Raw genomic sequence first — 19,219 nt, 5'->3', positions numbered from 1 at the left:
TACTGGGCATGCGTGCCGGGCATGTTTGGAATCTGAATATCTTTAATAGCCCTGAGCCTTTGTCGTTAGCAAATTCTCGGCAGCTGCTCTCCTACGAGCATGTCGAGGATGCGGGTCGAGCCCCAGCCGGTACGTACGCGCACGGCGGGTCGAGCGTCCGATCCAAGTGGCAGCACGCGGCCGATAATCGCGGCGTTCTCGCCGTAGCGGGCGGCGCGCATGGCGGCCAGCGCCGCATCGGCTTGTTCGGCCGGCACGACGGCAACCATCTTGCCCTCGTTTGCCACCTGCAACACATCGTAGCCGAGCATCTCGCAGGCGGCCTGCACGTCGGGACGCACGGGCACGGCATCCTCGTCGACCTCCATGGCAACGCCGCTGGCCTGTGCAAACTCGTTGAGTGTGGACGCCAGGCCACCGCGCGTGGGGTCGCGGAAGCAACGTGTGTCGGGTGCTGCGGAAAGCACATCGGCAATCAGGTGGTTGAGCGGCGCGGCGTCGCTTTCGATGGTGCTCGAAAACGCCAGACCCTCGCGCTGACTCATGATGGCGATGCCGTGGTCACCCAGTGTGCCCGACACCAGGATGACGTCGCCGGGCCGGCAGTTTGCGCCGCTGAGTGCCACGCCCGCGGGTACCTCGCCCACACCGGCGGTATTGATATAGACGCCGTCGGCCCCGCCGCGCTCGACCACCTTAGTGTCGCCCGTGATTATGGACACGCCCGCTTCGTGCGCCGTTTCGGCCATCGTCTGCACAATCTGGAGGAGCTTATCCATGGGATAGCCCTCTTCGAGGATAAAGCCGCACGATAGGTAGCGCACGTTGGCGCCCGAGGTCGCGACGTCGTTGACGGTTCCGCACACGGCGAGGCGGCCGATGTTGCCACCGGGGAAGAACTGCGGCGAGACTACAAAGCTGTCGGTCGACATGGCGATGCGCCCGCTCGCGGGCAGCGCGGCGACGCCGGCGTCGTTGCCTTCGAGCAGCTCGGGCGACCCAAAGGCATCCAAAAAGACCTCATCGATGATGCGCTTCATCATCTGTCCGCCGGAGCCGTGGCCCAGCAGGACGGTGCTATCGGTAACGCTATGGGACATATCGAAAACTCCAATCGTGGGTGGAATTATATGGGTGAGGCGCAGCGTCGACTGGTCCGCCGTTCGTTAGAACGGCGGAACCTATTAGCCTCGGTAGCGGAAATATGCTGCGCAGCTGCCCTCGGAGCTCACCATGCAGGGGCCGACGGGATGCTCGGGCGTACAAGCGTGGCCGAACAGGGGGCAGTCGCTCGGCGTAATGGCCCCGCGCAGCACGTCGCCGCAGCGGCACCCGCGTGGCTCGACCGTCGCCTCAACGGGCACGTCAAAGCGAGCGCGGGCATCAAAGCGCGAGAACTCGGGGCGGATGGAAAGGCCCGAGTTGGCAATCAGCCCCAGCCCGCGCCATGTGGTATCGCACGGCTCAAACACCTGCTCGACCAGCTGGCGCGCCACGGGATTGCCGTCTGCGTTGACGCCACGGCGGTAGGCGTTGTCAATCACCGGCCTGTCCTCAACAACCATCTGGACCAGCATGCAGATACCCTGCAAGATGTCGACCGGCTCAAATCCCGTTACCACGCCTGGAGTCTTAAACTCGTCGACCAAAAAGCTAAAGGGCGCCAAGCCCGTGATGGTGGCGACGTGGCCCGGCAGGATAAAGCCGTCGATGGCGGTCTCGGGGTCGTTGGCGATGGCGCGCAACGCCGGCGGCGTGGTCTTGTGGGCGCAATAGACCGAGAAGTTTTGGAGTCCGCGTGCATCGGCCTCCAAAATGGCGGCGGCGATGGTGGGCGTTGTGGTCTCAAAGCCCACGCCCATAAAAATGACCGGGCGATCAGGGTTTTGCTCGGCGATATCGAGTGCATCGAGCGGGGAGTAGACGATGCGAATATCGCGCCCCGCCGCCTTTTGCGCAGCGAGCGAGGTGGATGATCCGGGCACGCGCATCATGTCGCCAAAGGTGGTGATGATGGCGCCGTCTATGTTGGCGAGCGCGATTGCGTGGTCGATGTCGCGGTTGGCGGTGACGCAGACGGGGCAGCCCGGGCCGCTCAGCAGCTTGAGCCCGGCCGGCATAATGGAGCGAAAGCCATAGCGCCCGATGCTCACGGTATGTGTGCCGCAGACTTCCATAAGGTTGATGGCGCGGTCGCCGACAAGCTCATGAATGCGCTCGATGAGCTCGCGAGCCAGCTTGGAATCGCGAAATGCCGAAAAGTCGATACCGGAGCGCGCCGGCTGTCCGGCCGCCACTAGTATGCCTCGGCCGGGTTGCTGGCCAGTTGGTCTTCTTCGGCCAGTTCGGTCATGGCATTAACGAGCTCGAGCGTTTCTTGCGCTTCCTGCTCGTCGACGATCTGGATGCCAAAGCCGGCGTGTACGAGAATATAGTCGCCTACCTGCGCCGTCGGCACGAGTCTCAGCGACACGGGGCGCTCGATGCCCATCATGTCGACGGTGGCCTTGAGGTCGTCGTCGCGTTTGACTACTTTGCCGGGAACGGCAAGGCACATATTGTTCCCCTTTTATACGCTTTGCGCTGGATAGGCGCTCAATAATCCATCAGTTGATGGTAGCGCTCGCGGGCGCTGCGGGCAAACGCGCTACACCTGTGAGACGGCGGCTTGCGGGCTGGCCGAACAGCCTACTGCGATGCAACCTGCGCAAGACGAGCGCTTGCGACTGCCGCCTGACCGTAGGCGATGCAGCCGTCATTGACGGGTACGGTGTGGGGGACAAGGACAGTAAGGCCTGCGCTTTTGAGCTCGCGGGCGAGGAGCTGAAGCAGAAGTCGGTTCATGAAGACGCCGCCCGAGAGCGCGACGGTGTCGATGCCCTCGTGCACGCAGATATCGCTGGCGATGCGCGCCGAGGAGCGCGCGACGGAGACATGGAAATCGAGTGCGAGCCTGTCGGCGGGCGCTCCGGCTTCAATTCCTCCCAAAAGTGCCTCAAAGAGTGCTTTCTGGTCCAGAACATAGGGGCCGTCCAGCCACGATGGGCCAGATGCGAAATAGCCGGCGTTGTTGTCGGGAAAATGGGCGATTTCGTTGTCGAGCGCGCGCCAGGCGGCAGCCTCAAGCTCGATGGCGGGTTCGCCCTCGTAGGTTGCCTTGTCGCAGATGCCCAGAATTGCTGCCGCGGCATCAAAGAGACGCCCCATGCTGCTGGTACGCGGGCTGTTGATGCCGCGCTCGATCATGGTGGCTGTCACGCTGCGCGTTTGCTCGTCGAGGCTGTCCAAAAGCCGAGCGGCACCTGGGTGCTCGAGCAGACCGAGCTCACTGAGCAGGGCAAAGGCGTTGCGGCGGGCGTCGCGCACGGAGGCCGCCCCACCGGGGAGCGCCCAGGTGCGCAAATGCGCGGCGCGCTCAAAGCCGCCAAGGCTGGCAACAAGAAACTCGCCGCCCCAAATGGTCCCATCGGTGCCGGCGCCGGTGCCGTCAAAGGCGATGCCAAGGACGCGCGCGTCGGTTGTAAGCTGGCCAGCGGCGATGGCCTCGGCCATTACGCTCGCGATATGTGCATGATGGTGCTGCACCTCGACGAGCGGCAGATTGCATTTTCGCGTCTGCTCGCGCGCCCACTGGCTCGATAGATAGCTGGGGTGCACATCGCAGGCCAAAGCGGCGGGCGCCAAGTCAAAGAGATCTTCCAAGCGCGTGCGCGCGGCGTTCCAGGCATCGAAGGTTTCGCCGTTTTCAACATCGCCGATATGCTGCGACACAAAACAGGTCGCTTCGCCGTTCGTCCCTTCACGCGTGAGCGCAATCGTGGCCTTTTGTTGCGGCCCGCAGGCGAGTACGCAGGACGGAGCGCCGTCGAGCGCCGGCAACGACAGCGGTTGCGGCGCATATCCGCGTGCACGACGTACGGGCATGACGTCGCCGTCGACCACGCGTACCACGGAGTCGTCGTAGCGCGACAGGATCGCGCGGTCGTTGCCGAGCAGCGCGTCGGCGATGCCGGCGGCAACGAGATGCTCCCATGCAAGGGCGTCGTCGGTCTCGATGGGCTCTTCGCTCAGGTTTCCGCTGGTCATGACCAGCGCGTGCATGTCATGCGACGCGGCAGCTGCAAGCAGCAGATGTTGAAGCGGTGTATAGGGGAGCATGACGCCGAGCTCGGGCAAGTCGTGCGCGACAGATGGTGCGAGGGCGAGGATGTCGGGGGAACCGCCGTTGCCCTCGCCAACAGTGCACCGGCGCAGCAGCACAATGGGGCGGATACTGCCGGCCAGCAAGCCGCGCTCAGCGTCGTCGATATGGCACAGGCGCCCGGCATCGGCAAGACTGCGCATCATGACGGCAAGCGGCTTGTTGCTGCGGCGTTTGCGGCGGCGCAGCTCGGCCACCGCCTGCTCGTTGGAGGCGTCGCATGCCAAGTGAAATCCGCCCAGTCCCTTGATGGCGACGATACCGCCGTTGGCCAGCAGCTCAACACAGCGGTCGATAATGGCGTCGCTGGCCTCGCGTGTGGTGCCGACGGCCGGTGTCGCGGACGAATTCCCGCACGCATTGCCGTTTACAGCCTCGCGCCACGTAATATGCGGCCCGCAATCAAAGCAGGCATCGGGCTGCGCGTGAAAACGCCGGTCGAGTGGGTCGACATACTCCGCAGCGCACTTGGGACACATGGGAAAACAATCCATCGACGTGGCCGCTCGGTCATAAGGCAGCGATCGGATGATGGTAAAGCGTGGGCCGCAGTTAGTGCAGTTGATAAAGGGGTAGTGATAGCGTCGGTCGGCGGGATCGAACAACTCGCGCAGGCAATCGTCACAGGTGGCGATATCGGGCGAGACGAGCGTCGTGTGCGCGGTCTGGTCCTGCGACGCCACAATGTGAAAGCCCTGCTCATCGGCAGCGCTCCAGCCGCCAGGCTCCAAATCCGCAATATCGACTCGCTCAACGCGAGCTGCCGCAGGCGCATGCTCAGAAAGCGCGGCAACAAAAGCATCGAGCGCATCGGCCAAAGCGTGCGCCTCGATATGCACGCCGTCGCCCGCATTGAGCACCCATCCACAAATGCCATGTGCCATGGCCTCGCGATACACAAACGGTCGCATGCCAACGCCCTGCACAATGCCCGTCACATGAATATGCGCATGCCGCATGCGACACCCCTCATCAAAACCGACCAAAAAGGGACAGGTTTATTTTGGTAGGTAAAACTTCTAAACCTGCCAAAACAAACCTGTCCCTATTTGGCAGGTGCGCTGCGGGAAATCCCGCTACAGCCCCAGGCTCTGCTTGGTGGCGGCGCACGTGAGCTCGCCGTGCTTAACGCCGCGCAGGCCCAGCAGGCGGTCGGCTAGTTCGTAGACGCGCTCGCCGCGACCCTTGAGTGCCAGGATTTCCAAGCAGTTGTGGTGATCCAAATGCACGTGCATCGTCGATACGATCTCGTCGGTGTAGTCGTGCTGCACCTCGTCCAGGCGGCGCGTCAGATCGCCGGTGTGATGGTCGTAGATCATGGTGAGCGACCCGATAACGTGCTCATCGGGCGTGCGCATCTGCTCCTTGGCGATCGAGGCGCGAATCAGGTCGCGCACGGCCTCGGATCGGTTGGCCACGTCGCCGCGGCGTGCGATCTGCTCGTCAAAACGGCGCAGCAGGTCGTCGGGTGCGGTAACCGAAAAACGGACCAGCTCGGAGCCGGAGCCACTACAGTGGCAGCCCGCGTCACCGTCCGCCCCGTGCGGATGCTCGTGCTCGTACCCGCAGCCGTGCTCGTGTTCGGCCACCTTACACCAGCTTCACGGAGCCGACGGAGTTGTGGTCGGCCTCGATGGCTTCCTCGTAGCCCTCGAGTGCGTCGTGGGCCTCGTGCAGCGCGGCCATGGCGGCCTCGAGCTTGGCGCCGATGCGCTCCATGTCAAAATTCTCGGTCGCATGCAGCAGCTGATGGCTCCACTCGTGAGCGAGCTCGATGGTGTCGTCGACCTGCTTGACGCTCATGGCAAGCTGGCTCATGTTCATTCCAACATCATGCATGGGAAATCTCCTTTTGTATGGGGCAGTTCAGTGGTTCAGATTTTACTACGCCCGCTCTGCGCGCAGCTGCATAAGAAAACGGGTACGAGTCTGTGCGACCCGCACCCGTTCACTGGGGGCTGTTTGTGACTACCATACTATCCGTGGTTGCACTCGGTGCATCCAGAAGTCCGGCGAGCGGTGCAAAAGCGCTCATAGACGGCGGGTAAGTAACAAGCGTATTACAGATGCTTTTCCAGCAGCGCCTGCAGCCTCGCCTTGGGCAGAGCGCCAACCGAGCGGTCAATCTCCTCGCCGTTCTTAAACACAATCAGCGTGGGGATGCTCATGACGCCATACTTCATGGCCAGGTCCTGGTTGTCGTCGACGTTGCACTTGGCAACGGCGAGCTTGCCCGCCAGCTCATCGGCAACCTCGTCAACGATGGGCGAGAGCGATCGGCAGGGCCCGCACCAGGGCGCCCAAAAATCGACTAGCACGGGCAGGCCGTCGTTAACGATGGAATCGAAGTTCTCGGGGGTAATCTGCTTAATGTCAGCCATGGTGACCTCCATAATGCGACGCGGCTCAGCCGCGTAAAACTCAGTACGACCGTGCTTATACCCAGTGGCCCGCAAAGCAACCACTCGCGGGCAGCTCTTTTATATAATGGTGGGCACGCAAACGATTGGAGAGCGCATGCCCACGTCACAAAGCCAGAAAAAAGAAGCCATCGCCCAGGCGACCGAGCAGGAGCTCGCATCGCTCGCGGGTCGTGGCGTGCGTATCGCGGGCAACGCGTGCTCGCCGATCGTGCTGGTCAAAGGCGATTTGGACGAGGCCGAGCGTTCGGGTGGCGAGCTTGCCGCCGGCCCGGATGGCGCGGCGTTGCGCAAGGCGCTTGGGGCCATCGGCTACGCGCCCGAGGATTTTTGCGTGCTGGCAAGCGTCGCAGGCGTGGGTGACGGAGCGGTCGCGGTGGGCGAGACTCTGCCGTGCGAGCTGTTCCGTGAGGCGCTTGAGGCTTTGGACCCCGAGGCGGTGCTACTGCTCGACAACAACGCGGCTGACGCCATGCGCGAGACCTACGCCGATATGCTCGTGGCAATCGATGACTTCGACACCGCCATGCTCAAGCCCGGCTTGGTCGCCCATGTGCAGGGTCGCCGCGTGCTCGCGCTCGACGGTTTTGAGGCGGCGCTCACTGACAAAGCCGCCAAGCAGCGCATGTGGGCATACATCAAGCAGCTGACCCCGGCGGCCGCTCCGCTGTAGCGGATTGGCGCCGGTGAGCGATTGCCTGGCGGGCAAGACACGCCGCGAGATCGGCGCCGCACTTCTACATCACAGCGCGCAGCTCAAACCGATCGCCGTTAATGCGGAACTGGCAGTTGCCGTTCATGCGTTCGACGGCAAGCTTAATGCTCTTGGTTCCAAAGCCGTGCCCGGTGTGCCCGGCTACGGGCATGCCGTCGACCATGCGCGGCGCGCGGTCAAACGTGTTGGAAACTAACAGCAGCAGCTGGCCGTCCTCTAATCGCAGGTCAAAGTCGACGAATCGCTTTCCCTGGGGCGCGGCGCTTGCGGCGGTGATAGCGTTTTCCAAGGCATTTGAGAGCACGCTAAACAGGTCGGCGTCACCTACGTGGATGGTTTCGGGTACGGCGGCGCGCAAGTTGGCGGTAATGCCGTTTCTATTGATATCCGAGTTAAATGACGAAAGCGCGATGTTTACGGTCTCGTTGGCGCAGAAGCGGCGTACGGCGGTGCGGTCGCCGGCTTCGCAGAGTTCGTCGATGCGATCGAGCGCCTCGTCGGTGTGGCCCTCTTCAATTAAAGCGGCCAGGCCGCGTAGAAAGTGGCGCATGTCGTGGCGAAGAATCGACAGCTCGCGCCCAGATTGACGCCAAGCCTCGAGCTCTTTGATGGCGACGCTGTCGCGGGTTTCGAGCATCCAGCGCTCTCTCTCGGCGGTTTCCTTTTCTTCGTATTCACGCAGGTAGACGGCGAGGAACATAAGGTAGAACGCGCAGAGCGCAAAGGCCAAAAACTCAACCGTCACCACCGAGCCCGAGTGGAACAGCGTGGTGTAGACGTTGGTGGCATAGTCAAAGACGTAATAGACGAGCGGCAGGATTAAAAGGATGCCCAGCTCGGTGGTGCTTTTAATCGCCAAGCGCGGACCGATGTCGCCGGCCCAATGCAGCAGGACGGCAAAGACGGCGAGTGTGGTCGCGATGCGCGCCAGATAGTACGCGATCTGAGAATCGGTTGCGGCAAATGCGGCGATGCCCATCCAATTGCTGAACTGGCAGCTCAGATAGGCACTCGTAATGCCGAGCACGGCAAGCAGCGGGCTCAGGCGGTAGCGCGCGCACAAATAGATGACGAGCGGCAGATGCACGACGAGCGGATATACCTGGCGGGCGAAAAGCTCGCCGCCGACGGCATTGGCGATCGAAAAGGCAGCGCCGGTCACGACGCCGACCAGCACCAGTTCAAGCGCATGACGCCGGTTGATCTCGACACCGCACAGCGCCGCCGAGGCAAAGACGCCAAAGAGCAGCGTCGTGGCGTGGTGGATTGCCCAAAGGACCATTTCGACCGAGGAGACCATCAGTGTCTCCCACCCTCAAAGCGCACCGCAAAGTAGGCGTCTTGGAATCCCTGCTTGCAGCTGCGCGAAAGCGGGATGCACGCGCCCGAGCGCATGACGATGTCCGTGCGGTCAAAGTGATCGATATTGCGCAGGTTGACCTGGTAGCTGCGGTGGCATTTAAAGAAGACCGCGTTTTGCTCCAAGCGGTCCTCGACGCTGCGGAACGACTCGAGTGCCTCGATATCGCGTCCGTCGCGCAGGTGGAAGACCACGTGCTTGTTGCGCGCCTCGGCATATTCGATGTCGGACAGGCGCAGGGCGTGGTAGCCAAAGGAAGTTTTGATCACGAGCTCGTCGGTTGCCGCCGGGCGCATGCTCGAAAGCTCGTCGAGCAACTGCGCCAGGCGCTCGTAGGCCACGGGCTTGAGCAGATAATCGAAGGCGCGGACCTCGTAGGACTCCAGTGCAAACTCGGGCGATGAGGTGAGGAACACCAGGCGCACGGCGGTATCGGCCTGGCGCAGTTCGCGCGCGGTGTCCATGCCGTTGACGAGCGGCATGATCATGTCGAGCAGGATGATGTCGGCGCGCGACGCGGCATGGCGCGCCAGCAGGTCCTCGCCGCGCGTGACGAGCGCAACATCGACCGCCGTGCCCGTCTCGCTCGACCAACGGTCGATCATCCGGTGCAATCTATCTAGAAAAGCGACGTCGTCGTCGCAGGCAATAATCTTGAGCATTCTGAGCCCCCTTAGTAGTTCGATTTTGCCACATTGGGTGCGGACCGCTCGCGGAGGCGTGTCCCATTTGCGCCCCACGTCGCGCAACTCGCGCCGAGCGGTATTGCGGTGGCGAAAGATGCCTCCTGCGCTATCGAGAACTCGGCTATCCTCAGCTTGCCAGTTCGAAAATGGACCTGACACATGATTGAATCTTTATTTCAGCTTTACACCTAGGTTTACAGCTGTCTTGTCAGCTGTAAACCTAGGTGTCATACTAAAGCCCCAAGATTCGCCAAAAGAGAGGGGCCTTGATGGCACAGAGCGCGAACATGGATGCGTCGGAGCTTGCACGCGATATCGCGGCCGGCCTAGCATCGGCAACGACGGCAACGGAGCGCGCGGCACTGGTGCCCGCAGAGCTCGTCGAGGCCATTCAGCAACTAAAAACCCAACGTGACGCGGTAATCCTGGCGCACTATTACGTGGCGCCCGAGGTGCAGGCCGTGGCTGATTACGTCGGCGACAGCTTCTACCTGGCCAAGCTCGCCAAGAGTCTGCCGCAGCAGACCATCGTGCTGTGCGGCGTGGAGTTTATGGGCGAGAGCGCCAAGCTGCTCAATCCCACTAAGACCGTGCTGCTGCCCGAGCCGGGCGCGGACTGTCCCATGGCGCACATGGTCAAGCGCGAGACGGTCGACGCGGCGCGCGCCGAGTACGGCGACGACCTGGCTGTCGTCTGCTACGTCAACTCCACGGTCGAGATCAAGAGCTGGAGCGACGTGTGCGTCACCAGCTCCAACGCCGTCAAGATCGTGTCCGAGCTGCCGCAGCAGCATATCCTGTTCATTCCCGACCAAAACCTCGGTCGCTTCGTAGCCGAGCAGGTGCCGCAAAAGCACGTCATCCTCAACAACGGCTACTGCCCGCGCCATCACATCATCGCCGTCGAGCAGATCGTCGACGCGACGGAGGCCCACCCCGACGCGCTCGTGCTGGCGCATCCTGAGTGCAAGGCCGACGTCCTGGCCGAGGCCGACTACATCGGCTCCACCGCCGGCATCATCAAGTATGCCGAGGAGTCGGACGCGAGCGAGTTCATCATCGTGACGGTCCGCGGCGTGCTCTACGAGCTCGAGCGCCGCTGCCAGGGCACCGGCAAGAAGTTCTACTTCCCCGCGGTACAGCCCACCTGCGTCAACATGGATCTCATCACGCTCGAAAAGCTCGTGCGCTGCCTGGAGTCGGGCGAGGGCGAGGTACAGATCGGCGTCTCGGACGAGGCAGCAGACCAGGCCAAGCTCACGCTCGACCGTATGCTCGAGTACGCAGCACGCTAGAACAATGTTGCATGAGGGACGGTCCCTTATGTCACATTCAAGGGAGAGGATTCCTGTGGAAACCAAGCAATACCCCGATATGGAGTGCGACGTCGTCATTGCCGGCTGCGGCGTGGCGGGTCTGTACGCGGCCCTCAATCTGCCGACGAGCACGCGCGTGATCATGCTCTCCAAGGGCGCGGTCGATGAGTGCGATTCGATGCTCGCGCAGGGCGGCATTTGCGTGCTGCCCGAAGGCTCGGACTACGATGCCTTCTTTGAGGACACCATGCACGCCGGCCACTACGAGAACCGCCGCGAGAGCGTCGACATCATGATCCGCTCGAGCCGTTCGGTCATCAACGACCTGCTAGCGATGGGCGTGGATTTTGAGCGCAAGGCCGACGGCAGCCTCGACTTTACCCGCGAGGGCGCGCACAGCCGTCCGCGCATTGCCTTCCATGCCGACATTACGGGCAAGGAGATCACGACCAAACTGCTCCAGGCCGTTCGCAAGCTGGACAACGTGCAGATTTTGGAGCACGTGGCCATGACCGACATCCTGACGGGCGAGCGTGACGGCGCCACGGTGTGCACCGGTATCGTCGCCGTTCCCGTGGACGAGAACAACTCGGTTCGTCCCGCCGACGAGCTGGTAAATGCCGCCGAGGGCGCGCATGCCGGCGAGCCGTTTAAGATCCATGCCCGCCACACGCTGTGGGCAACGGGCGGCATCGGCGGCGTATACGACCATTCGACCAACTACCCGCAGCTCACGGGCGATGCCTGCTACATTGCTCAGGAGCATGGCATTAAGATGGAGCACCTGGACTACGTGCAGATTCACCCCACGGGGCTGTTCTCGCCGCAGCCGGGCCGCACCTTCCTGATCAGCGAGAGCTGCCGCGGCGAGGGCGCGATTTTGCTTAACGCCGCCGGCGAGCGCTTTACCGATGAGCTCCAGCCGCGCGATGTGGTCGCCGCCGCTATTCGCGAGCAGATGAAGCAGGACGGCACCGAGCACGAGTGGCTGAGCTTTGCCCCCGTCGAGCGCGACGTGGTGACCGGGCACTTTGCCAACATTCGCGCGCGCTGCCTGGAGGACGGCCGCGACATCTTGGACGAGCCCATTCCCGTTACGCCGACGCAGCACTACTTTATGGGCGGCGTGTGGGTCGACAAGGACGGCCGCACCTCGATGCCCGAGCTCTACGCCGCGGGCGAGACGGCCTGCAACGGCGTTCACGGCAAGAATCGCCTGGCTTCCAACAGCCTGCTCGAGGCGCTGGTCTGGGGTCGTCGCGCCGCGTGGTACATGCGCACCGGCGAGTCGCTCGCAGTGGAGCAGGCGGGCGATCCCGCGCTCGATGGCCGTCATCGCGCCCTGGGCGCCGACTCTCTGGCAATCGATGATTTGGCCCGTGCCGCCAGCACGCAGGCCGTGGAGGAGTAGACCATGAATCCCATTACCATGAAACTCGTCGTCGATGATCTGATTCTGCAGGCTCTGCGCGAGGACATTACGTTTGAGGACGTGAGCACGGCGAGCGTGTGCCCCACGGCGCGTCCCGCTACCGTTGAGCTTATCGCCAAGGCCGATGGCATCATCGCCGGCTTGGATGTGTTCGCCCGCACCTTTGAGCTGCTGGATTCGCAGAGCTCGGTGCTGCTCGACGTTGCCGATGGCGACGAGGTGCACGCCGGCGACCATGTGGGTCAGGTGCGCGGCGATGCGCGCGTGTTGCTTTCGGGCGAGCGCGTGGCGCTCAACTACCTGCAGCGCATGAGCGGCATCGCTACCTACACGCACAGCATGGCCGCGGCGCTCGAGGGAACCAAGACCGTGCTCGTCGACACGCGCAAGACCACGCCGGGCATGCGCGTCTTCGAGAAGGCCGCGGTCGAGATCGGCGGCGGCAGCAACCACCGTTACAACCTGTCGACGGCCGTCATGCTCAAGGACAACCACATCGATGCCGCCGGTGGCGTGATGCGTGCGATCGAGATGGCGCGCGCCCATGCATCGTTTACCACGACGGTCGAGATCGAGTGCGAGAACCTGGACATGGTGCGCGAGGCCGTGGAGGCCGGCGCCGACATCATCATGTTCGACAACATGGCCCATGACGACATGGCCGCCGCTATCGAGCTTATCGCCGGTCGCGCCAAGACCGAGTGCTCGGGCAACGTGGACGCCAGCAATATCCGCGCCCTGGCTGATCTGGGCGTCGACTACATTAGCTCGGGCGCCCTGACGCACTCCGCGCCGATCCTCGACCTCTCGCTTAAGCACCTGCGTCTGCTGGACGGTAAATAATGGACGCCCGCGAGCGTCGCCGTGCCATCATGGCCGTGCTCGAGGGGGCCAAGGGGCCCGTATCGGGCAGCACGCTTGCCCGCGAGGTGGGTGTGAGCCGCCAGATCGTGGTGCAGGACATCGCCCTGCTGCGCGCTGATGGGCACGATATCGTGGCGACCAACCGCGGCTACGTGTTGCAGGAGGCGCCCAGCAGCCCCGCCGTGCCTACGCGCTTGGTCAAGGTTCGCCACGGCGTGGAGCAGGCAGGCGATGAGCTCACGAGTATCGTCGACGCCGGCGGCGCCGTGCTCAACGTAATCGTCAATCACCGCGTGTACGGTAAGATTACGGCCGACCTGGACATCCGCAATCGTCGCGATGTCGAGCGCTATCTGCGCGATATCGAGAGTGGCAAGAGCTTTCCGCTGCTAACGGTGACGAGCGGCTATCACTTCCATCGCATTGCGGCGGAGGACGAACAGACCCTCGACGAGATCGAGGCGATGCTCAAGGAGAAAGGCTACTTGGCAGACCTACTGCCCTACGAAGACGACCTATCGTAGCCGACGCTGCAAACGTCCCTAAGCGGCAATCTGACGTTCAATCGTCGGTCGCGTACAAAAGTACGCTTCCCTCCTCTTTCACGTCACCTTGCTCGCTTAGGGACGTTTTCGCTGACGTGAGCTCAACCTGCGACGGTGTCAAATTAGTTATCCGCACAAAAAAGGAGGCCTCCGCGGCGATGCGGAGGCCTCCTTTTTTGTGCACGGTGTACTTTTGAGTGTGCAGGTGGGGGAGTTGCTACTCCTCGACGATCTCGGTGATCGCGCCAGCGGGGCAAGCGTCCTGGCAAGCGCCACAGGCGACGCAGGAGTCCTCGTCGGCGACGGTAGCGACGTCCTGGAGCTCCAGAACGCCAGCGGGGCAGGAGTCGACGCAAACGCCACAAGCGATGCACTCGTCGGCATCAATTACGGGATGAGCCATGGTAGTTTCCTCTCTGTTGACCGACGCTACAGACGATGCGCGCCGGTTTGATTCGGGCAAAAACATACCACGGGAGCGACCGTTTGCAATACCCTCTGGCCGGCATCTTCATACCGTTCGCCGAGTATGCCAAGGTTTACTAAAAAACGCGCAGGTGGGGCCGTTGAGCTGCGCAAATGTTAGCTAAAGGTGACTTGAAATATTGAGCTATTGAGCGCGCCTGCGGAAAGGGCATCCCGTTATTTGGCCGAAAACCGGGTTACAGTTTCCGGTTGGGCCCGCTAGCGGAAACTGCGACCCGGTATCAGCTCTCAAAACGGGCCGCGGTTTCCGGTTGAGCCTTCAGACGGAAACCGCGGCCCGGAATCCACGCTCAAAACGGGACGAGCTTTCCGCAAGGCAGCCCCAGGCACCCTCGGACCCAAGCCTCAGCCATCTCTACATAGATCTCGATAGATTTGCCTAGAACTCAAACAGCGCATCTACCTGCGCATTTAAGAACCTAAACTCTCGGCAATAAGAAATCTTATATGAATTGACTTAGATTTTGTATATTCCGGCCCATAAGGGGATACACTACATCCTGAAAGACAAGCCGAAACACCGCTCGGCAGACCGCCGAGTCGGTGCAAACGCACAAGAGAGAGGGAATTTCTAATGGGCAAGATTCTTGGTATCGACCTTGGTACTACTAACTCCGCAATGGCCGTTCTCGAGGGCGGTTCTCCGACCATTATCGTGAACGCCGAGGGCGACCGCACCACCCCGTCCGTCGTGGGCTTCCGTGCCGACGGCGACCGCGTCGTGGGTAAGGCCGCTAAGAACCAGGCTGTCACCAACCCCAAGAACACCGTGTTCTCCATCAAGCGCTTCATGGGCCGCAAGTACTCCGAGTGCACCTCTGAGATCAAGACCGTGCCGTATGAGGTCAAGGAGGGCCAGGGTGGCCGTGCCGTCGTCGACATCGAGGGCAAGGATTACACCGCTGAGCAGGTGAGCGCCATGACGCTCGCAAAGATGAAGGCCGACGCCGAGAAGTATCTGGGCGAGACCGTCACCGACGCCGTCATCACTGTCCCGGCCTACTTCAACGACGCCCAGCGTCAGGCCACCAAGGACGCCGGTAAGATCGCCGGCCTCAACGTCAAGCGTATCGTCAACGAGCCGACCGCTGCTGCTCTGGCCTATGGCTTGGACAAGCAGGGCACCGACCAGCGCATCCTGGTCTTCGACCTGGGCGGCGGTACCTTCGACGTCTCCATCCTCGACCTCGCTGACGGCGTGTTTGAGGTTCTGTCCACCTCGGGCGACAACCACCTGGGCGGCGACGACTGGGATCAGCGCGTCATCGACTGGATGGCCGATAAGTTCCAGCAGGAGAACGGTGTCGACCTGCGTCAGGACCCCATGGCCCTGCAGCGTCTGAAGGAGGCCGCCGAGAACGCCAAGAAGGAGCTTTCCGCCGCCCAGCAGACCACCATCAACCTGCCGTTCATTACCATGAATCAGTCTGGCCCGCTGCACCTCAACTACACGCTGACCCGCGCCGAGTTCGAGAAGATCACCCGCGACCTGCTCGAGCGCTGCAAGCAGCCTGTCACCAACGCCCTGCGCGACGCCAAGCTTAAGCTCTCCGACCTGACCGAGGTCATCCTCGTCGGCGGCTCCACCCGTATGCCCGCCGTCCAGGAGCTCGTCAAGACGATGACCGGCAAGCAGCCCAACATGTCCGTGAACCCCGACGAGGTCGTTGCCGACGGCGCTGCCGTCCAGGGCGGCGTGCTCACCGGCGACGTCGAGGGCATCCTGCTGCTCGACGTTACCCCGCTGTCGCTGGGCGTCGAGACCATGGGCGGCATCATGACCAAGATGATTGACCGCAACACCACGATCCCGACCTCCAAGACCGAGGTTTACTCCACCGCTGCCGACAACCAGACCAGCGTCGAGATCAACGTGCTCCAGGGCGAGCGCGAGCTTGCCCGCGACAACAAGTCGCTCGGTAAGTTCCAGCTGACCGGCATCCCGGCTGCCCGCCGCGGCGTGCCGCAGATCGAGGTCACCTTCGACATCGACGCCAACGGCATCGTCAAGGTCTCCGCTAAGGACAAGGGTACCGGCAAGGAGCAGCAGATCACCATCTCCGGCTCCACCGCGCTTTCCGACGACGAAGTCGATCGCATGGTCAAGGACGCCGAGGCTCATGCCGAGGAGGACAAGAAGCAGAAGGAAGAGGTCGAGGTTCGCAACCAGACCGACAGCCTGTGCTACTCCACCGAGCAGACCCTCAATGAGCTCGGTGACAAGGTTTCCGCCGACGTGAAGTCCAAGGCCGAGGCCGCTATCGCCGACGCCAAGAAGGCGCTCGAGGGCTCTGACGTCGAAGCCATCAAGGCCGCCGGCGAGTCCCTGCAGTCCGTGGCCTACGAGCTGGCCCAGGTTGTCTACGCCGACGCTCAGCAGCAGACCGACGGTGCCGCCGGTGCCCAGCCTGCCGACGATGACGTTGTCGACGCCGACTACGAGGTTGTGGACGACGAGGACAAGTAATCATGTCCGCCCGTAAAGCTCGCACGGAGGCGGCTGCCGCTGGCGCCGCCCCCGTTGACTCTGAGGAGAAGGACGTGAAGATTCCCGTAGAGGCCGTCGACGATACCGAGGCCAACGAGGCCGAGGCCGCCGAGGCTGCCGAGAACCAGGTAGAGGATTCCAACAAGGAGGCGACGATGACCGAGGACGAGATGGTGGAAGCCGCTATCCGCGCCGGTGAGGAAGCCGCCGACAACGACTTTAAGCTCAAGTTCGAGCAGGCCCAAAAGGAGCTCGCCGACGTGCGCAATGAGCTCGATGCTGCGGCAGAGGCTCAGAAGGTCGCCGAGGACAAGGCAAAGGACGCCACTGAGCGTACCGCCCGTCTTCAGGCCGACTGGGAGAACTTCCGTCGCCGCACCGCCAATGAGCGTATCGCCGAGCGCGAGCGCGCGACCGAGAAGCTCGTCACCGCGCTGCTGCCGGTGGTCGACGATATCGAGCGTGCGATCGACCATGCCCGCAGCCAGGAGCTTGCCGACGACTTTAAGCAGTTCGTCGACGGCGTCGACGCGGTGCATGCCAAGCTGCTCGATGTGTTTGCGCACGAGGGCGTTGAGCCCATCGACCCCAAGGGCGAGGCGTTCGATCCGCTCGAGCACCAGGCCGTGGGTCGCGTCGAGGACGCGTCGCAGTACGACGAGACCGTCAACGACGTGTACCAGAAGGGCTACCGCATGGCGGATCGCATCCTGCGTTCCGCGATGGTGACGGTGACCTACGGCGGCGAGAAGCGCCCCGCACCGGAGCCCGAAGCGGCGCCCGAGGATGCTGCGGCCGATACGGCCGAGAGCACCGAGGAGTAATTGAGAAGGGCCCCGGGGCAACACCCGGGGCCCTTTCTGGCCTAGTGCCATATGAAAGCATGAGCCGCCGCCCGCTGGGCGGCGGATGAAACAGGAGAGGAGCTACGATGGCTGCAGGCAAAACCTTCTATGACATCCTGGGCGTATCCAAGAGCGCCTCCGACAAAGAGATCAAGAGCGCGTTTCGCAAGCTCGCGCAAAAATATCACCCCGATGCCGGCGGCGACGAGGCCAAGTTCAAGGAGATCAGCGAGGCCTACGAGACGCTTTCGGACGAGAAGAAGCGCAAAGAGTACGACCAGATGCTCATGTTTGGCGGCATGCCGGGCGCGGGCGGCGCGTATGGCGGCGGCTACGGTGCCGGCGCGGGTGCCAGCGGCTGGGGCGACATCTTCGACAGCATCTTTAGCGGCAACGGCGCCTGGGGCAGCGATTGGGGCTCGGGCTTTGCCGGGGCTGCGGGCGCTGCCGGTGCCGGCGCGGGCCGCAGCCGTGCTCGCAAGGGCGGCGACCTGTCGCTGACTGTTGATGTGACGGCCGAGGACGCGTTTCGCGGTGTGACGCACAAGGTCACCTATCGCATTCCCTCGACAGGCGAGCAGCAGACCATTACGGTCTCGGTGCCCGCGGGCGCGGTCGACGGCGGCAAGCTACGCTACAAGCGTCGCGGCGAGTATGGCGTTGCCGGCGGCGAGCGCGGCGACCTGGTCGTGACCACGCATGTGGAGGAGCACCCGCTGTTTAAGCGCAAAGGTGCCGACGTGACCATGGAGGTGCCGATCTCGGTCTACGAGGCGGCGCTCGGCTGCACGGTTGATGTGCCCACGCCCGGCGGCGCGACGGTTCGTCTGAAGGTGCCCGCTGGCACCCAGACGGGCAAGAAGTTCCGCTTTAAGGAGATGGGTGCGCCCGACGTTAAGCACCGTGGCCGCACAGGCGCGCTGCTCGTCGAGATCAAGGTGCAGGTCCCCACGAACCTATCCGATGACGAGCGCGATGCCATGACCAAGCTGCGCGAGGCCGACACACGCGACTATCGCGAGAAGGTCAACCGTTACAAGGCGACGTACTAGGGCGGTCGCGGCGCACGACCACGCCCGCGGGCTTATGATGGACGATAACGAGACGGAAAGGGGTCAGGTAGCATGGCCGAGGACAATAGGAACAAACCGCTGTACATGATCAGCGTGGCGGCCGAGCTGACCGGCATGCATCCGCAGACTCTGCGCGTCTACGAGTCCAAGGGCCTGGTGAACCCCCAGCGCTCGGGCGGCAACACGCGCCTGTATTCGCGTGCCGATATCGAGCGCCTGGAGCTCATCAACCAGCTGACCGACGAGGGCATCAACCTTGCCGGCGTGGTGCGCATCCTCGATATGAAGGAGCGTGCCGAGGAGCGCGAGCGCGAGAACGAAAAACTCCGTGCCCGCGTGCGCCAGCTCGAGGACGAGCTGCACGAGTACAAGATACAGAAGAAGATCACCGCCCTGGCCCCGCGCGATGGCTCAGTCAACCCCGAGCAAGTCATGCGCAAGCTGCTGGGCGCCGGCGGGGATCTCTAGGTTACGGCGTTTTACCAAACGCCGTAACCGGCCGACGCTGCGCGACGTCCAGAGCGACAATTTGTCATTCAAAAGGCGAGGCATGACCAGAAGGTCAATGCCTCGCCTTTTTCATGCCAACTTGTTCGCTCTGGACGTCGCTCGCTGTCCGTCCTCTATCTGCGGCGTTGCCTTGCTCCGGATGCGGTAGTCATTGGGGACGTTCTTAAATGACTGGTCAAAGGGGACATTCTTGCGGCACTTGGCAGTTAGGGACGTTCCTTTTAATATGAGCAGGACATTGTCAAGAGGCAAAATCGGGCCTGGCCCCAACGATATGG

19 protein-coding genes are annotated in these 19,219 nt (G+C 62.7%); 9 read left to right on the top strand and 10 right to left on the bottom strand.

Annotation, left to right across the window (positions count from 1 at the left end; genetic code table 11):
• Positions 1-65: 65 nt before the first annotated feature.
• From hypE to trxA, 7 genes are all read right to left on the bottom strand, one after another.
• Positions 66-1,100, bottom strand: a complete 1,035-nt coding sequence (gene hypE / locus I2G40_RS02065) for a hydrogenase expression/formation protein HypE (protein ID WP_195544032.1) — start codon at positions 1,098-1,100, stop codon at positions 66-68.
• Positions 1,101-1,184: 84 nt separating this feature from the next.
• Positions 1,185-2,297: a hydrogenase formation protein HypD gene (gene hypD, locus I2G40_RS02060; RefSeq protein WP_324252557.1), complete on the bottom strand. Its 1,113-nt coding sequence runs from the start codon at positions 2,295-2,297 to the stop codon at positions 1,185-1,187.
• A complete protein-coding gene (locus tag I2G40_RS02055) occupies positions 2,297-2,557 on the bottom strand; it encodes a HypC/HybG/HupF family hydrogenase formation chaperone (RefSeq protein ID WP_022094793.1) in 261 nt (86 codons plus the stop codon). Before I2G40_RS02055 ends, hypD begins: the two co-directional genes overlap by 1 nt.
• 131 nt (positions 2,558-2,688) lie before the next feature.
• Positions 2,689-5,160 carry a carbamoyltransferase HypF gene (gene hypF / locus I2G40_RS02050; protein ID WP_195544031.1) on the bottom strand — a complete coding sequence of 824 codons (2,472 nt, stop codon included), beginning with the start codon at positions 5,158-5,160 and terminating at the stop codon, positions 2,689-2,691.
• Between the two features lie 117 nt (positions 5,161-5,277).
• A complete protein-coding gene (nikR, locus tag I2G40_RS02045) occupies positions 5,278-5,790 on the bottom strand; it encodes a nickel-responsive transcriptional regulator NikR (RefSeq protein WP_118205863.1) in 513 nt (170 codons plus the stop codon).
• A 1-nt stretch (position 5,791) separates the two neighbouring features.
• Entirely contained in the window at positions 5,792-6,040 is a 249-nt protein-coding gene (locus I2G40_RS02040; RefSeq protein WP_006235225.1) for a hypothetical protein, read from the bottom strand.
• A gap of 221 nt (positions 6,041-6,261) precedes the next feature.
• Entirely contained in the window at positions 6,262-6,582 is a 321-nt protein-coding gene (trxA, locus tag I2G40_RS02035; protein WP_138375299.1) for a thioredoxin, read from the bottom strand.
• A 136-nt stretch (positions 6,583-6,718) separates the two neighbouring features.
• On the opposite strand from trxA, the gene I2G40_RS02030 reads away from it, so the two are divergent.
• Positions 6,719-7,294, top strand: a complete 576-nt coding sequence (locus tag I2G40_RS02030; RefSeq protein ID WP_022093991.1) for a hypothetical protein — start codon at positions 6,719-6,721, stop codon at positions 7,292-7,294.
• A 64-nt stretch (positions 7,295-7,358) separates the two neighbouring features.
• On the opposite strand, the gene I2G40_RS02025 is transcribed toward I2G40_RS02030, so the two are convergent.
• Positions 7,359-8,636: a sensor histidine kinase gene (locus I2G40_RS02025; protein ID WP_195544030.1), complete on the bottom strand. Its 1,278-nt coding sequence runs from the start codon at positions 8,634-8,636 to the stop codon at positions 7,359-7,361.
• A complete protein-coding gene (locus I2G40_RS02020; RefSeq protein WP_195544029.1) occupies positions 8,636-9,358 on the bottom strand; it encodes a LytR/AlgR family response regulator transcription factor in 723 nt (240 codons plus the stop codon). Before I2G40_RS02020 ends, I2G40_RS02025 begins: the two co-directional genes overlap by 1 nt.
• 293 nt (positions 9,359-9,651) lie before the next feature.
• Between I2G40_RS02020 and nadA the strand changes: the two genes are divergently transcribed.
• The 4 genes from nadA to I2G40_RS02005 are packed head-to-tail and all read left to right on the top strand — an operon-like array spanning position 9,652 to position 13,518.
• Entirely contained in the window at positions 9,652-10,677 is a 1,026-nt protein-coding gene (gene nadA / locus I2G40_RS02015) for a quinolinate synthase NadA (RefSeq protein ID WP_195544028.1), read from the top strand.
• Positions 10,678-10,705: 28 nt separating this feature from the next.
• A complete protein-coding gene (locus I2G40_RS09570; RefSeq protein WP_411266841.1) occupies positions 10,706-12,109 on the top strand; it encodes an L-aspartate oxidase in 1,404 nt (467 codons plus the stop codon).
• 3 nt (positions 12,110-12,112) lie between these two features.
• Positions 12,113-12,973, top strand: coding sequence for a carboxylating nicotinate-nucleotide diphosphorylase (nadC, locus tag I2G40_RS09565; RefSeq protein ID WP_229090611.1), 861 nt, complete (start codon positions 12,113-12,115; stop codon positions 12,971-12,973).
• Positions 12,973-13,518, top strand: a complete 546-nt coding sequence (locus I2G40_RS02005; RefSeq protein ID WP_195544027.1) for a transcription repressor NadR — start codon at positions 12,973-12,975, stop codon at positions 13,516-13,518. Before nadC ends, I2G40_RS02005 begins: the two co-directional genes overlap by 1 nt.
• Before the next feature lie 238 nt (positions 13,519-13,756).
• Here the strand turns inward: I2G40_RS02005 and I2G40_RS02000 are convergent, their stop codons facing one another.
• Complete coding sequence (locus I2G40_RS02000; protein WP_006235216.1) at positions 13,757-13,942, bottom strand: DUF362 domain-containing protein; 186 nt, start codon at positions 13,940-13,942, stop codon at positions 13,757-13,759.
• Between the two features lie 657 nt (positions 13,943-14,599).
• On the opposite strand from I2G40_RS02000, the gene dnaK reads away from it, so the two are divergent.
• The 4 genes from dnaK (at position 14,600) to I2G40_RS01980 (ending at position 18,899) form a co-directional block, all read left to right on the top strand.
• Positions 14,600-16,492 (top strand): molecular chaperone DnaK, encoded by a 1,893-nt coding sequence (dnaK, locus tag I2G40_RS01995; protein WP_006235214.1) that lies wholly within the window; start codon positions 14,600-14,602, stop codon positions 16,490-16,492.
• A 2-nt stretch (positions 16,493-16,494) separates the two neighbouring features.
• Positions 16,495-17,337, top strand: a complete 843-nt coding sequence (locus I2G40_RS01990; protein ID WP_195544026.1) for a nucleotide exchange factor GrpE — start codon at positions 16,495-16,497, stop codon at positions 17,335-17,337.
• Positions 17,338-17,444: 107 nt separating this feature from the next.
• Complete coding sequence (locus I2G40_RS01985; protein WP_035136622.1) at positions 17,445-18,410, top strand: DnaJ C-terminal domain-containing protein; 966 nt, start codon at positions 17,445-17,447, stop codon at positions 18,408-18,410.
• 72 nt (positions 18,411-18,482) lie between these two features.
• The gene (locus I2G40_RS01980) at positions 18,483-18,899 is read left to right on the top strand and encodes a heat shock protein transcriptional repressor HspR (protein WP_195544025.1); all 417 of its coding nucleotides are present in this window, start codon (positions 18,483-18,485) and stop codon (positions 18,897-18,899) included.
• Positions 18,900-19,219 lie beyond the last annotated feature (320 nt).

Source organism: Collinsella aerofaciens, from assembly GCF_015558785.1.
GTDB lineage: Bacteria > Actinomycetota > Coriobacteriia > Coriobacteriales > Coriobacteriaceae > Collinsella > Collinsella aerofaciens_P.
Note: the sequence above shows the minus strand (reverse complement) of the source record. Positions and strands in the feature narration are given on the sequence as shown.